The organism is Bathymodiolus platifrons methanotrophic gill symbiont, assembly GCF_002189065.1.
Lineage (GTDB): Bacteria > Pseudomonadota > Gammaproteobacteria > Methylococcales > Methylomonadaceae > Methyloprofundus.
The window spans coordinates 1-15,936 of the sequence record NZ_BDMN01000058.1 but is presented as its reverse complement, the minus strand read 5'-3'; the positions used below and the strand labels follow the sequence as shown (position 1 = coordinate 15,936).

At 42.0% G+C, this 15,936-nt stretch carries 13 protein-coding genes; 5 read left to right on the top strand and 8 right to left on the bottom strand.

Annotated elements, in window-relative coordinates:
* Positions 1–62: 62 nt before the first annotated feature.
* From CDZ78_RS21685 to CDZ78_RS03990, 8 genes are all read right to left on the bottom strand, one after another.
* Positions 63–239 (bottom strand): hypothetical protein, encoded by a 177-nt coding sequence (locus CDZ78_RS21685; RefSeq protein WP_167374166.1) that lies wholly within the window; start codon positions 237–239, stop codon positions 63–65.
* A gap of 68 nt (positions 240–307) precedes the next feature.
* Positions 308–898, bottom strand: coding sequence for an electron transport complex protein RnfA (locus CDZ78_RS04020; RefSeq protein WP_087868818.1), 591 nt, complete (start codon positions 896–898; stop codon positions 308–310).
* Complete coding sequence (rsxE, locus tag CDZ78_RS04015) at positions 895–1,572, bottom strand: electron transport complex subunit RsxE (protein ID WP_087868817.1); 678 nt, start codon at positions 1,570–1,572, stop codon at positions 895–897. Before rsxE ends, CDZ78_RS04020 begins: the two co-directional genes overlap by 4 nt.
* Positions 1,573–1,690: 118 nt before the next feature.
* Positions 1,691–2,371 carry an RnfABCDGE type electron transport complex subunit G gene (locus CDZ78_RS04010; RefSeq protein ID WP_087868816.1) on the bottom strand — a complete coding sequence of 227 codons (681 nt, stop codon included), beginning with the start codon at positions 2,369–2,371 and terminating at the stop codon, positions 1,691–1,693.
* The gene (locus CDZ78_RS04005) at positions 2,368–3,426 is read right to left on the bottom strand and encodes an RnfABCDGE type electron transport complex subunit D (RefSeq protein WP_087868815.1); all 1,059 of its coding nucleotides are present in this window, start codon (positions 3,424–3,426) and stop codon (positions 2,368–2,370) included. The genes CDZ78_RS04010 and CDZ78_RS04005 overlap by 4 nt, the downstream gene beginning before the upstream one ends.
* Positions 3,419–4,765, bottom strand: a complete 1,347-nt coding sequence (gene rsxC / locus CDZ78_RS04000) for an electron transport complex subunit RsxC (RefSeq protein WP_087868814.1) — start codon at positions 4,763–4,765, stop codon at positions 3,419–3,421. Before rsxC ends, CDZ78_RS04005 begins: the two co-directional genes overlap by 8 nt.
* A gap of 225 nt (positions 4,766–4,990) precedes the next feature.
* Positions 4,991–9,988 (bottom strand): 2-oxoacid:acceptor oxidoreductase family protein, encoded by a 4,998-nt coding sequence (locus tag CDZ78_RS03995; RefSeq protein WP_174664552.1) that lies wholly within the window; start codon positions 9,986–9,988, stop codon positions 4,991–4,993.
* Positions 9,989–10,225: 237 nt separating this feature from the next.
* Entirely contained in the window at positions 10,226–11,110 is an 885-nt protein-coding gene (locus CDZ78_RS03990) for an RnfABCDGE type electron transport complex subunit B (RefSeq protein ID WP_244559149.1), read from the bottom strand.
* 443 nt (positions 11,111–11,553) lie between these two features.
* On the opposite strand from CDZ78_RS03990, the gene CDZ78_RS03985 reads away from it, so the two are divergent.
* The 5 genes from CDZ78_RS03985 to CDZ78_RS03965 all read left to right on the top strand — a co-directional run.
* Complete coding sequence (locus CDZ78_RS03985) at positions 11,554–11,799, top strand: OadG family protein (protein WP_087868812.1); 246 nt, start codon at positions 11,554–11,556, stop codon at positions 11,797–11,799.
* 106 nt (positions 11,800–11,905) lie between these two features.
* On the top strand, positions 11,906–13,693 hold the full coding sequence (gene oadA / locus CDZ78_RS03980; protein ID WP_087868811.1) for a sodium-extruding oxaloacetate decarboxylase subunit alpha: 1,788 nt from the start codon (positions 11,906–11,908) through the stop codon (positions 13,691–13,693).
* Between the two features lie 225 nt (positions 13,694–13,918).
* Positions 13,919–15,046 carry a sodium ion-translocating decarboxylase subunit beta gene (locus CDZ78_RS03975; protein ID WP_087868810.1) on the top strand — a complete coding sequence of 376 codons (1,128 nt, stop codon included), beginning with the start codon at positions 13,919–13,921 and terminating at the stop codon, positions 15,044–15,046.
* Positions 15,047–15,153: 107 nt separating this feature from the next.
* Positions 15,154–15,426, top strand: coding sequence for a hypothetical protein (locus CDZ78_RS03970; protein ID WP_087868120.1), 273 nt, complete (start codon positions 15,154–15,156; stop codon positions 15,424–15,426).
* The coding region (locus tag CDZ78_RS03965; protein WP_167374167.1) for an ISAzo13 family transposase at positions 15,345–15,936 on the top strand (592 nt) is incomplete at its 3' end. The genes CDZ78_RS03970 and CDZ78_RS03965, both read left to right, overlap by 82 nt.

Here is a 15,936-nt window from a genome sequence, read left to right as displayed (position 1 = left end):
GACCTCGTGCATTTGAGCGCCATCGTTAGAAAAACGAGTAATTCGAGACCTTGGGGTATCCCTTATTTTTCGCATACTCCGGCTTTGCAGCCACAGTTTTTTCCGCACCCCAAGCCTTCTTCCTTAGCTGCACCAAATTCAGGGTGCCTGGCAGCATAATTTCTAGCTGCTTGCTGGATATATATCCAGGCAATCATTAAGCCAAAAATAATGCCCATCGCAATAATAAAATTTAGCATATGCTACTCCGTGCTTTTTGTGTATTGAGTATCAGCGGACTGAAGTCCGCTCTACAATTTTCTTTACCTTACGCAGTCGCTCCACCTAGGCCGGCAAAGCCCATAAAGGTAAGTGATAATATTCCTGCTAACATCATACTTAAAGCAGCGGCCTGGGTGATATTAGGTAAATTAGATAACTCCAGTTTTTCGCGCAGGCCAGCCATTAATACGATAGCTAAACCAAAGCCCGCACCAGCGCCAAGGCTGAAGGTTACAGATTGGAAAAAATCATATTCGCGAGAGGTTTGAAATAGCGCAACACCAAGTATCGCGCAATTAGTCGTAATTAAGGGTAGAAAAATACCTAAGGCTCTAAACAGAGCGGGGCTGAATTTCTTTAAAACCATTTCCACTAATTGCACTGATGAGGCGATTAAGGCAATGTAGCTGATTAAACGCAGAAATTCCAAATCAAAGCTGGTCAATACCTGGTTAATACCATAAGCACAAGTTGAGCTAACGAACATAACAAAAGTTGTAGCCAGGCTCATATTAAATGCAGTGTCACGTTTGGCTGATACACCGACAAAAGGGCACAGGCCTAAAAACATGGCCAGGACAAAGTTATTAATCAGAAAAGCACTGAGAAATATATAACTGAGGGATTCTGGATTCATGATGGGGTTCCTTGTACGGCACAATGAGAAGCCTCATCCTGTGAAATTAATTTACCTGTTTTACGTTGCTCAAGATAATTAATCAGTAATAACCAGGAACCTAAGACAATAAATCCACCGGGAGGTAAAATCATTACAACCCAGGGCTCAAAGTTAGTACTAAAGATCTGGTAGCCTAGAAGCTGTCCAGCGCCTAGCAGCTCTCTTACTCCGCCTAGCATGACTAAAGCTAGAGTAAAGCCTAAACCCATACCAAATGCACTCACTACTGATTTAGTAAATGAGTTTTTTGAGGCGTAGGCTTCAGCGCGACCTAAGATTAAACAATTAACAACGATTAATTGAATAAACGCTCCTAGCTTATTATATAAATCCAGGCTAACCGCTTGAATAATATAATCCACCAAAGTAACAAAAGTGGCAATAATTATAATATAAGTGGTGATGCGTACTTGTTTGGGGATAAAGTTACGTAAGGCTGAGACCAAAGCATTGGAGCAAACCAGTACAAAAATACTGGCTATACCCATCGCCAGAGAGTTTAGTACTGAATTAGTTACTGCCAGCACCGGACATAGTCCAAGCATCATAACGAATACCGGGTTTTCTTTCCAGAGACCCGCGGTAAAAACATCGAGGGTTAAGGGTGTTTCTTTTTTTGTGGTTTGAGTCATAATTTACCTCGTTCCTATGTTCTATGTAGGAATGCATAGCTAGACGCTCTGCGTCATGAAATAATTAGCAAGGTTGTGGGCGCGCCCCGGGGACTTGTTTGTGCCCTGAGAGTCTTGCTTATTGTTGTCCCTGCTTCAATATATTTAAGTTCCTGGCAATTACCGGGTGTAGTGCCTGTGCACTTTTGTTTAACATGCGACCAATGGCATTAGAGGTAATAGTAGAACCTGAAATAGCATCAATTTCCCAAGCATGCTGTTTTGTGCCATGACGTACCGTTTTAATTTTATTTGCAAGTTTTGATTGTGTCACATTTACTTGCGCATCTAAACATTTAAAATTGGCTAAAAATTCCTCATCACTGGTGATTTTGGTGCCAAATCCCGGTGTTTCTGTACTTTTTAATACATCAAATCCGGTTATGCAACCGTTATCAGAGCTATATCCGTAGAGTATTTTAATGGTATCCTGATAACCTTGTGCTGATGCATTAATGGCAATGCCAACGAGCTTGTTTTGTTTGTCATAGCCGGCATAAATAAGTTCGCCTATGGTTTTGTCATTGGCTAGCACTAATTTATCTTGATCTACAACGAAGGTTAAACGAGATTTAGCTTTGGGTAGAACTTTAAAAATAGCTCGTTCTGTTGCCAGTCGTTGATTCTCGGCAATAATGGGTTTAGTAAATTCATAGACCAGAACGACCAATAAGCCAGAAATCATGGCAACTGTTGCCAGAGTAGTAATAAGCTTAGTGCTTGAGGGTAATTCAGGAACCTGGTTTTCTGGGGTACTCATGATTTATCCTGAGGTTTTTTACGCGCACCATAAATACGTGGCTGAGTATAAGTTTCAATGATGGGTGTCGCTGCATTACCAAACAATATAGCGTACATCACTGCTTCAGTTAAGCCGCCAAATAAGCGAATAATAACAGTTAAAAACCCCACTAAGCATCCAAATACAAAAATTCCTAAAGGGGTAACGGGAGAAGCAACCATATCGCTAGCCATAAATACAGCAGCAAACATTAGTCCACCTGATAAAAGCATAAAGGCAGGCGAGGGATATTTAGCAGGATCTATAAAGTAGAATAGTTCTGCCGAGATGACAGTGCCAATAATGACCGCAGCTGGAATACGCCAGTCGAGCATTTTTTTATACACTAGATAAGCACCGCATACTAAAATCAAAAGGGTTGAGGTTTCTCCGGTTGAACCTGCAGTGTTACCTAAAAATAAGTCATAAGAATCAGTAATGATGCCCTGGAATTTCATTAAAGCTAAAGGTGTAGCGCCAGTAAAGCCGTCTATAGCGACTTGTACAGACCATTCTGCTGTCGGTAGTGGCTTCATAAATGGTAAAGCCAGTGTCGATGGAATAAACTCGACAAATCGGTCAGTCGCTAAAGCAGGTGTCCAGGTGGTTATGGAAACAGGAAAAGCGGCTTGTATAAAGGCGCGCCCGACTAAAGCAGGGTTAAAAACATTAAATCCCAGCCCGCCAAATAAGGTTTTACCCATGGCGATCGCGGTAAAGCCAGCAACAGCCCCCATCCATAAAGGAAAGCCAGGGGGTAAGGTCATGGCTAATAATAGACCCGTGATAACGGCACTAAAATCATTAATGGTTGATTTTTTATGTGACATCCAGCAAAAAAACTGTTCAGTTGCTATACAGGATAGGGTTGTGATTAGTATTAATGCCAAAGCACTAATGCCAAAATGATAAACTGAATAGAAAACTAAAGGCAGCAAGGCATACACAACATTGCGCATAATTTGCGCAACAGTGGGTGCTTTGCGAATGTAGGGCGAAGTGCGTATATCAATTTTTAAATCATGTTTAGCCATCTTGTAAATGCCTTTCGCGGTTTAGTGTTTTTGCTATTCTAAAATATTGTACGAGTGGGATATTAGAAGGGCAAACATAACTACAACAACCACACTCAAAACAGTCATTAAGGTGGTATTGCTCTTCCATAACGTCATACTGGCGTTTAGCTGCCAGTAAGCCTAATTCAGACGGATTTAAATTAATCGGGCAGGCCTGTAGGCATTGCGTACATTTAATACAGGGTAATATATCATCACGTTTAGTAGCACGTTTATCTAAAACTAATAAAGCTCCTGTGCCTTTTGTAATGGGTACATCCAGTGAGCGAGTGGGCATGCCCATCATAGGGCCACCCAGAATAAGCTCTGCTTCATCGCCAATAAACTCAGCAAATTCCAGTAAAAATCGTACCGGTGTCCCTATAGGAGCTAAGTAATTGCCAGGTTTTTTTACGCCATCACCAGTGATGGTAATAATGCGTTCAATTAAACCTTGTTTTGCAGGCAGTAATGCACCTAGCTCGGCTAAGGTCGCAACGTTAAAAACGGCTAAGCCAACTTCGGAAGGCAGACCGCCTGATGGAATTTCTATCCCTAATAAGGAATAAGCCAGCATCTTCTCCGCACCCTGTGGGTACTTGGTTTCCACCGCCTCAATCGTAATCGTCCCATCATCAGGTAAATACGGTTTAATGGCGGTTAATACATTTAACTTATTATCTTCTATACCGATTACTGCTTTGGGAGCATCAACTGTTCTCATAGCAATGCGAATGCCAAGAATCAAGTTGTCGATTTTTTCCAGCATAACCCGATGGTCAGTGGTCAGAAAGGGTTCGCATTCACAGCCATTAACCAGAACAGTGTGAATTGAACGGTTATCTGGGATGGCCATTTTTACATGAGTAGGAAATGCAGCGCCACCTAAGCCGACTAATCCCGTATTCTGGACTGCTTTAACCAGTTCTTCGCGTGACATTTGCAGAAAATCATTACATTCTCCAGAATCATGTACTCGTTGTCCGGAACTTAATGATGTTGTGATGATAATCGCTGGTTGTTTGCCGCCTTTAGCCGTGGATGCAATATCTATCTCTTTAATTGTACCGGTAACCGGTGCATGGATAGGTACTGACATAAAACCGTCTGCTTCGGCAATGACTTCACCACGAGCAACGTGCTGGCCTCTAAAAACTATGGCTTTAGCAGGCAAGCCAATGCTTTGCGCTAAAGGCACAATAATTTCCGGGGCAAAAGGCAAGCGACGCGTAATTTTAGCATTCGTTTCCGCTTTATACTCATCGGGATGTATACCGTGAGGAAATGACTTCTTGCCAAATAGTTTAAGTAGGTTCATAAGGAGTTTTTAACCAGAAACCAGTTTATTTTGTTATGTCGATTATGTTTTGTACAGATATCAGTCAACCATTAAGATTTAATCAACCCCGAAACTATGTTGTATTTCGTATGGAGCTTACGGAATACAAGGAAATAGTACGCTCTTTTCCCCGTATTCCGCCAGCTCCATACGGGCTACATTTTAGAATTAAAACTAATGGTTTGCTATTCCGGTAAAGCTGCCTTACTGAAACTTCTCTGCCCGTTTAATCAGCTTCGCCAGGTTCTTCTCATCTGGATTCCAAGGGGTTCCGGGGTGAATAATCACAGCAGTACATTTTTCCGCTGCTTTTACTATATCTTCAAAGGTGCCCGCTGTTGGATCAATAACAATAGCTTTTTTATCATCATTATATTTGAAAATAGCTGGATTGATTTCCACACACTCATCACAAGTTGTGCAATCAGGTGTTTCTATCCAGACTGGCTCATGTCCACCCGCAGCTGGTGCTGAACTTGCAGCAGCAGAGGGCGTTGGAGCATTAGTGCTAGCAGGTGTCGCAGCAGCTGGAATTGATACTTGTGGCGCATTTGCTGCGGGTGGTGCTGTTAGTGCCGCTGTTAATACGCTAGTATCATCACCGTCAACCATAGACATCAAGTTACTGGCAATACTGGACGCCATTTCCGCTTTTGCCTGTGCAGCAATAGCGGCTACATCAACGACTGGCTTATCAATACCCGCCAGGCCTTTTACGGTGCGCCAGAAATTACGCCTTTCAATGGTTGAGTGAACGATCTCCGAGTCTATGACTACACGGATTAAGGTATTAGTGTCAGGGTGTACGGCATGAATATAGGCGATATGATCCGCCATTTCATCATGCTCTAAATCAATGAATTCATGCAAAGGCATCATGTCATCGTTCCACTTGGAAGGTGGTACGAATTTAAAGTGTTTCAGAAAGCGGCCTTCCGTCATTGCCCAGTCAGCAAAGGTCAAAGGTACGGACATAGTGTCTTCTATGCCATATTCATCGACAAATTTCAATTCGTAAGTGGTCCAGTCTTTATCTAAATCAGGGTTACCTTTTAGGGACATGCTATGTTCCCATGTGTCATCTTCACGTGGGTCGTATGTCATTAATGGATAGGCGCGAGCTTCAACCGCAAGTTTGCTTTGCATATCTGTGGCATCATCAGCAACTCCATGCTCAGGTTGGCAGACAGCATAAATATTGAAAATAGCTGGACCGCGATAATTTAAACCATCAATATAACCTTCAATTAAGTGGTTAGGGTGGGCAACTGAGCTTTGCAAGGTGTATGTTGTTCTATGTGCCATGGAAATCAGGCTCATTTCTTTACGTCGCTCGGTTTTACCTTTCCATTCTTTTCCATAAGGTGCCATATCGGAAACCTGGCCAATAAAGCCAGAGGTACATGCCTGGCCACCAGTGTTTGAGTAGACTTGAGTGTCCAGAATCAATATTTTTAGGGGCATACCAGACATAATGCTGCGAGATAGGTTCTGGAAACCAATATCATACATGGCACCATCGCCACCAACGACCACAACTGGCGGGCATAGCAGGTATTCTTCTTCACTGAACTGGTGCCAGTCAAAATAGCTAAAGAAGTGCTGGTATTCCTGTTTATCGTATTTTCCGGCTATTTCCAGTTCTGCCATACGAATCGCCTTAAAGCCGTCAGACATTTTAACCATATGCCCTTCAAAAACACCCATTGCTAGAGAGGGAGCATCCTGAAAAAGGTTATTTGCCCAAGGGAAAGGGTAGGGGTTAAATGGAAAGGTGGCACCCCAGACTGAAGTACAGCCGGTGCTATTGGTAATTCCCATTTCTACACGACCATTACCTGTCGGACCTTCTGTATATTGCCATTTTAAGTGTTTGAGTTTAGCGACAATTTGCGAGGCCCATTTTAACCATTTGGAATCAACCGGATCGCTAGCTTTGCCTTCACTTAATGAACTGCTTAACTTACTTAAGGTCAAATCAACATTTTTATTGGCTTCAATGGCTGCTTCGATTGCTTCGACATCACTGATGTCCAGTTTTTCAGATAATTTCAGGCGGATATGTTTTTCCATGCCTGTAATTAACTGATCAATTTTTGTGATTTGTTTTTTGACGCGCGGCTGCATTAGTGCTGTTACAGTACCGGTGAACATATGAATAATGGTTTTTTCACCACAACCGAGGCAAGCGCCATCACCGCAGTTCATAGACGAATAAGTTCTTTTGTCTAGTAACATGGTGGTTAATGCACCGATTTTTTCATCTAAATCATCAATACGTTTGTATTTTGGGTTAGAAGTCGGCAGATCGATCCAGTATTCCCAGTCATCGCGTAGAGATTGTATGCTTTCGTTAGTTTGTTTAACCGGTTCCAGAGCTTCATCAGGACAGACTTCTACACACTCCATACAACCTTTACAGGTCATAGGGTTTATAGTGATGGAAAATAAGCCGCCATTGTTCGGAGTGCGTTTATTAACAGCATCATGATAGGGCTTAGTAATGGCAAATTTAAAGTCGCCCATGGCTTCTTTAAACCAGTCAAATTCTTGTCTGACTTCAGCTTGTTCGGCCTCTGGGTATTCTTTGATGGTTTCGCCGATGGATTTTTTGAAAATCGGATCTAAAACGGTGCCTTCTGATTTATCAGCTGTTAATGCGTGATATTTTTTCTCTACATTACGAATGGCACGACGTAAATGCTTAACCGTTTTACCGGTTTTTTCTATGCGCTTAATGTTAGTTTCAAAGACTTCGTTAACGCTGTTAATCAGGCCAGGAATGGCACTGTCAGGGCAAACGGTATAGCAGTCACCACAGGCAGTACAGTTTTCAGGTATCCATACAGGGTGTTCAAAACGAATTTGGGACATATCACGGTAAATACCGCTGGCAGCAGGGACAATACTGAGGGCCATAAACGGATCGGCAAGATTATCATTGGCGCGCCCATTGATGTAATTGCTTCCTGTTTGCTCAAAGAACCGGTGTATGTCTGATATCGGGTCATCATTCGCCGGTTTCTGTAGTAGCATTAATGGCGCGGTGTTTAGCGTTTTCTTGGCCCATGATGCAGCATCACCCACCGTCATTTTTTCAACATCTATATGCTTTGTTTCAGTAAAGCCGCGCTTGACTGTTCTAAAATTATCTTCGACAACTTGTTCACCTTTACTAGAAAATTTGGCTTTAATCGTGTCGTGTATTGCCTGCAGAATGTCATCTTTACTTTTACCTGCTTTACTTGCAACATCCGTGGATTCAAAAAATGCACCCTGGAAGGTAATGCCCTGCATACGGAATTGCAGGTCTGGATGAGAGGTTTCTTCGCGAGCAATTTTAAAGCCGTCTAAATAAGAGACATTGATTTTCTTATCAACAATATATTGTTGTGAGGCTTTAGGAAAGCTACGCCAGACTTCTTCAGCTGTTTCCAGGTCACTCTGGATAATAAATGTCCCTCCCGTATTTAGTCCCGCCAATGGGTTAGAATGAGTAAATACATTAGGGTCTGGGGCAATGACTACATCGACATGCGCATATTCACAGGTAATGCGGATAGGCTCGGGTGCGGCCGATAAATAATAAGTAGTAGGCTGACCTTTTTTCTCTGAACCGTATTTAGGGTTTGCTTTGATATTGTAATCAAGCAAATCAAATAAGGTCATGGCCAGGTTTTTACCCGTCGTGATCGCACCCCAGCCACCAACTGAATGCATGCGCACTGTGATTGCGTCTTTGGGCATTAAATTAGGGTTTTCCGTGCCTTTTAATGCAAGGTCACGAATTGCAGAGTAGGCATCGACAACAGCCTGTTGTTGTAATTCCTGTTTGGGGGAGTATGCCTGACTGCGCACAAAGTCTATACCCAGATAGAAAAATTTCTGATGTTTACTGCCAGGCAGCATATTTTCTATCGCAGCAATAATGCCTTCCGGTTGTAGATCACGACTTCCCAGGCCAAAACAGGCAGAATAAAGCGGCGAGGTATCTGTCACTTTACTATAGGATGCGTATTCTGGGAATGGCGTTTCTTTGGCATGACCATTTTCAAATGCCTTGGCCATTGCATTACGGATTTCCGAAATAAGCGGTAAATCTTCTGATAAAGGCTGGTCGGTACGCTCCATTACCGTGATGCCTTTGCGACCTTTGGCAACAGCAGAAATAAGATCGCCAGGGAAAGGACGGAATATAGTCATATTCACTACGCCCACTTTAATATTACGTGTTTCACGTAAATAATCTGCAGTTGCCTGTGCAGTATGAATCACGCTACCTTGGGCGATAATTAAGTACTCAGCATCAGCGCAACGGTATTGACCAATACGATTATAACGTCTGCCAGTCAGCTCATACCATTCATCCATGCATTCATCAGTAAAGTTTTGTACATGGTCAAAAAAGTAGGGGCGTTGCCCTGCCACAGACTGCATATAGGAGTCCTGATTTTGCACCACACCAGACATCATTGGCTTATCAACATCCCAGACAGCAGGGATACGACGTCGCGTTTCACCATATAAAATACGTTGCGCCGCTGTTGGGCAGTTTATCATGTCGTCTGGCAGGCCCAGAAATTCTTCGATTAACTCGCGCTCAGGTAGTTGTAAATCTTCAATTAAGTGAGAAGTTAAAAAACCATCCTGACCAACTGCAGCCGGGTTTAAGCTTAATTCAGCAATTTTACGAGTAATAATATTTAAATCAGCAACTTCCTGATTATCTTTGGCAAAAATTTGAATAAAGCCGGTGTCATCCATGCAATGATAGTCATCGTGACCACAGTGCACGTTTAACGATGCTTTAGTGATGGCACGGCATGCAATATTCAGTATATAGGGCAGGCGTTTACCAACGGCAGCATATAAAGACTCATGCATATAGGCGATGCCTTGAGATGAGCTGAAGTTTGTTGCGCGCAACCCAGTCATAGACATGCCCGCAGTAATTGCTGCTGCAGCGTGTTCGCCTTCGGGCTCAACAAAAATCAGAGGGCGGTTGGAGATATTAATATGCCCTTTGCTTTTTTGTTCCGCCCAGCCTTCTCCCATGTCGGTTGAGGGGGTGATAGGAAAAGCACCTGCTGCATCACTTGCTTCGCGCTCACACATTACGACCGCTGCATTGCCATCCATTGCCATGCGAATACCGGGGTATTTAAATTGTTTCTCTTTGTCTTTTTTGCCGAAAATAGCCATTTGCTTTCCTTCTAAAAATGGGTGTGCAGTCTTATTGTAAATAATCAATTCCTAATTCGATAGCTCGTAAATAGAGCATTTGTAGGGCGCGGCTTTAGCCCGCCAATATGATAACAGCGGGCTGAGTCTGGGCTCTACAAGTGTTTTTTTTAGGTGTCTGAATAATTACGTTTTATTTGTATGGTTAATCGCTGATATTATATTAATATTAGGGATAAATAAGAAATTTTAAAGTCATTATCCTATAGGAAGGGCGGCACCACGATGTGGTTTCATACCTTCTTTACCCTTACTTGCATGGGTTGACCCTAGTTTGCTATCAAGCCAGACAATTGCTCCGGTTGGACAGCGTTCTATAGGTGTTCGGTCAATATCAAAATCCTGATATTTTTCATAATCAATCACGGCCAGATTATTTTTTATTTCTATTAAGCCCTTAGGAGCATCAACAACGCATTTTTCACAGGCTGTGCATGCCACTTCGCACTCTTGTTGTGCAGTATCCCCTTCATCTAGACTTTTACAGGCAACATAAAGCTTCTGACTGACTGGCATCAGGGAAAATAAATCTTTAGGACAGACTACAACACAGTCATTGCAGGCAGTGCATTTATCTTCAATAACAATGGGTAAGCCATGTTCATCCATATAGATAGCATCAAAATCACAGACATCGGCGCAATCAGCCAGACCTAAACAGCCCCAACTACATCCTTTGCCACCACCAGAAACGACTGAAGCAGCCTGGCAGGACTTTATGCCTTCATATTTTGCGCGTGTATAAGCAACATGTGTTCCGCCAGCGCAAGCTAGACGAGCAACTACTTTTTCATGGTCACCCATACCGACACCCAGATAGGCAGCAATTTCAGCATTGCCTTCCGGAGAGTTAACCGTGCAAGCTGAAGGGTTTTTTACACCTTCTACAACAGCTTCAGCAAAAGGACGACATCCAGGCGTGCCACAGGCTCCACATTGTGCTTGTGGTAGCATATCATCAACTTCTTCAATGCGCGGGTCTTCGTAAACAAATAGTTTTTTATTGGCAATGGCCAGAATGATTGCTAGTACTGCACCGAGAGCAATCATAAATACAGCGGCAGTAACTATAGTCGAGATCATGATAGTGGTGTCAAGCTAAGTGATGGTTGGGCTATTATAATGTTTAGGTTTTGTGCTTTGTAACGCATTATTGGCGCTATGTTTGGCGAATTAAGGATAGCAATACCTATTTGAAAATAATTTGAAAATAAGTAGAAATTGTATGCTTTTGTTATTTTCATTCCGTTCCCTGGATGAATAGTGAGTGGTTCAATCGATATAATATAAGATGGGTACGATTCTACAGCTAATCAAGTGAATGCAAAATAGCTTTTATTGTAAGGTTTAGTGTTAGATGTTGAATAATGAGTATCTTATCATAAAATAATAGCATTAAAGCCTGTGCTCCTTGACTGTCAGAGTGAAAAGTGGGCTTTTTCAGCGATTTTAAAGCGTATAGAAAGTTGTTAAATGGTCAATTTTTAGCGATAATGCCAACAATTTAATAATGATGGTTAGTGATTATGAATGAAGCAATGACGCAAGGGGTTGAATTAATGTTCACTGGAATGGGTATTGTTTTCCTGTTTTTGGTGATGTTAATTGGCGTAGTAAAATTAATGGCTTACTGCGTAATGACCTTTTTTCCCGATGCTGAAATAGTTCCTGCAAGTGCATCACCGAAGCAAACTGCTTCCACTAATGGTGTGACACCTGCAATCACTGCGGCAATTACCGCTGCGGTTCATCAGCATAGAGCAAAGCGGTAAGCACTTGTTAAAATCAGATTTTATTGCTCAAAAGGCTTTGAAACCAAATGCTTACTCAAAAGGTAAGCAAACTAACGACGTAAAGAAGTCATAGGAATATAGATAAATGACACAGAATGACAGGCCGGTAGGCATAACTGAAGTTGTCTTAAGAGATGCGCATCAGTCCATTTTGGCGACACGTCTTCGTATTGAAGATATGTTACCTATTTGTGAAAAATTAGACCAGATTGGTTATTGGTCAATTGAATCCTGGGGCGGTGCAACATTTGATGCTTGTATTCGTTATTTAGGTGAAGATCCATGGGAAAGATTGCGCTTATTGAAAGCGGCGATGCCCAACACACCACAGCAAATGTTGTTTCGAGGACAAAATATTTTAGGTTATCGGCATTATGCCGATGATGTGGTCGACAAATTTGTTGAGAGCTGTGTAGTCAACGGCATAGATGTATTTCGTATCTTTGATGCGATGAATGATATGCGCAATATTGAACATGCGGTTAAAGCTGTTTTAAATACCGATGCACATGCCCAAGGAACAATTTCTTATACTTTGAGCTCAGTACATACGACGGATAAGTGGATCGAGCAAGGTAAGAAAATTGAAGATATGGGTGCCCATTCTATCTGTATTAAAGATATGGCAGGCCTACTAACGCCTTATGCTGCTTATGATTTAGTGTCTCAGCTTAAAGCGGTTGTGGATATTCCTATCCATTTACATTGTCATGCAACAACGGGTTTAAGTGTTGCCACTTTAATCAAAGCGATTGAAGCAGGTATTGATAATGTTGATACTGCGATTTCTTCCTTAAGTATGACTTATGGACATAGCCCTACCGAGTCTATTGTTGCTAGTATGGCAGGTCAGGCGCGTGAAACAGGTCTGGATTTGGAAAAACTGGAAGATATTGCTGCCTATTTTAGAAAAGTACGCACAAAGTATGCAGAGCATGAAGGACGTTTAAAAGGGGTTGATGGACGAATCCTATTGGCTCAGGTCCCTGGTGGCATGCTGACTAATATGGAAAGTCAGCTAAAGCAACAAGGTGCGGCAGATAAGTTTGATGAAGTACTTAAAGAAATCCCACGAGTACGTGAAGATTTAGGTTTTCTACCTTTAGTCACCCCAACGTCACAAATTGTTGGTACACAAGCTGTCTTGAATGTGATGACTGGTGAGCGTTATAAGTCTATCAGTAAAGAAACAGCAGGTGTGCTTAAAGGAGAGTATGGTAAAACTCCAGCACCTGTTAACGCTGAATTACAGGCGCGTGTTTTAGAAGCAGGAGGCGAGGTGATTTCCTGTCGTCCAGCAGATCTGATTAAGCCAGAAATGGATGCGCTTGTTGCTGAAGTACAGAAAAAGGCCAAAGAAGAAGGTGTGACTTTAGCTGAGAATGTTGAAGAAGATGCGCTGATTAATGGCCTGTTTGTTCAAGTGGGCTGGAAGTTTATTGCTAATCGCGGTAATCCTGATGCCTTTGAGCCAGCACCAAATCCAGAAGCTTTTGCAAAAGCAAATGCCCCGAAAACAGAGGTGGAAAGTTACACTGTAAATGTTAATGGTCAGAGTTTTGATGTAGCCATTGGCCCAGGAGGAGTAGGCTTAGCTATTTCAACAGCGGCAGCACCTCAGCCTGTGGGTGGCGCACCTGTTACTGAGGCGCCTGCGGCAAGTGGGGCAGAAGTTGAGTCACCGTTAGCGGGAAATATTCTAAAAGTTAATGTCAATGTCGGTGCTGCAGTGGCTGAAGGCGATGTGGTCGTAATAATGGAAGCGATGAAAATGGAAACTGAAGTGCGCTCTAAAGTAGCGGGTACTGTTAGTGCCATTAATATTAAAGAAGGTGACTCAGTTGCCGTTGGTGATGTTTTAGTTTCCTTATAGTTGAAGCGTTTTTCAATCCTATCTTAGATGACGCACACCAGCAGGTGTGCGTTTATTTCTAGTACTACAGTTCGTATTGTTCGATAGTTGTTATTTCCGATGTCTTTAATCGGAAATCTTTGTTCGCAAGATTCCTGCTAAGAGCATGCAGGAATGACGATGAACTCGAGTTTGTATTGTACGGACTACATACTACTTATTTTAATTAACAAATAAAGACATTCTATGGAAAATCTCACACGCTTGTGGCATAGCACGGGAATTTATAATTTTGAGGGGCCTCAGTTGGTTATGATGTTGGTAGGTTTCTTGCTACTGTTTCTAGCCATAAAAAAAGGTTTTGAACCCTTATTATTAGTACCCATTGGTTTTGGTGCGATTTTAAGTAATATTCCTGTTGCGGGTATTGCTGATCCAGGAGGTATTTTATATTTCCTTTATGAAGGGATTAAATCAGGTGTCTTTCCCTTATTGATTTTTATGGGTGTTGGTGCGATGACTGATTTTGGTCCAATGCTAGCTAATCCAAAAACATTATTATTAGGTGCTGCGGCCCAGTTTGGAATTTTTACTACACTGCTAGGTGCCTTGGCTTTAAATATGATTCCAGGCATGGAGTTTTCTATGTCGGATGCTGCTGCTATCGCTATTATTGGTGGTGCTGATGGACCAACAGCTATTTATGTAGCCTCTAAATTAGCGCCTGATTTATTGGGGGCGATTGCGGTTGCAGCCTATTCTTATATGGCTTTGGTGCCTTTGATTCAGCCACCTATTATGCGTGCGTTAACAACGCCAGAAGAGCGCAGCATAGAAATGCAACAGTTGCGTTTTGTAAGTAACACGGAAAAGATTATTTTCCCGCTTATGTTAATAACTCTATGTACATTATTACTGCCTTCAGCGGCACCTTTGGTAGGTATGTTTTGCTTAGGTAACCTAATGAATGCTTGTGGTGTAGTTGAGCGATTAAGTAAAACATCACAAAACGAATTGATTAATATTGTCACTATTTTCCTTGGGCTTGCCGTTGGCTCAAAAATGAGTGCAGATAAATTTTTACAGGCAACAACTTTAGGGATTTTGGCTCTAGGCGCGATCGCATTTTGTATAGGCACAGCATCAGGTGTAATCATGGCTAAAGTGATGAATAAATTTAGCGATACACCAATTAATCCATTAATTGGCGCGGCAGGTGTTTCTGCAGTACCGATGGCTGCGCGTGTGGCTAATAAGGTTGGGTTGGAAAGTAACCCACATAACTTTCTATTAATGCATGCGATGGGCCCGAATGTAGCCGGAGTGATTGGCTCGGCTGTAGCAGCAGGAGTGTTGTTAAGTCTAGTGGATTAGTTACTTAGGAATGTGCACGAAATAACTTCCTGAAGCAGCCAAGCTTGAATAATGAAATATCTCCCCTAAATTAAGGTTATCTTAATTTATTACTCAGTGGTTGTCTTATGTCATTTCCTTATAAAAAAAATATCGAAAAGTCGATGAAGAAATTTTATGACTCACTTTGTGAAAAAAATAAGCGACGGTATGCCGCCATTGAAAGTGAAAAATTATCTCATGGTGGCGTTAACTATATTTCAGCTTTATTAGAGTGTGACCCAAAAACTATCCGCCAAGGAAAAAAAGAACTCACCGAATTAGAACTGGATATAACAGGAATCAGACAACCTGGAGGCGGTCGAAAAAAAAGACCTCTACCCCTGAATACAGTGGAATAGATCAAGACTTTTTAGATATTCTTCAACAGCATACAGCAGGCAATCCAATGAATTCATCTATTAGGTGGACTTATCTAAAGCCGCGTGAAATCGTCAGTGAATTATTAAAAAAGGGTTATTCTGTCAGTCGTAATATCGTTCGATATTTATTAAAAAAACATGAATATGTTAAGCGCAAAGCCCAGAAAAACATTACGATGGGTGGTCATCCTGACCGCAATGCTCAATTTGAAAATATTACCCAATTGAAGCAGGACTACCTGGATGCGGGAAACCCTGTTATTAGTATGGATACCAAAAAGAAAGAGTTATTGGGTACTTTTTATCGTAATGGATCGCTCTATACACAAGCAGCCATTCAAACGAATGATCATGATTTCCCTAGCTCTGCAACAGGCAGTGTTATTCCTCATGGGTTTTATGACCTCAAACGAAACACAGGATATATCACGCTTGGAACGAGTCATGATACCAGTGAATTTGCCTGTGATAGCTTATTTCAATGGTGGG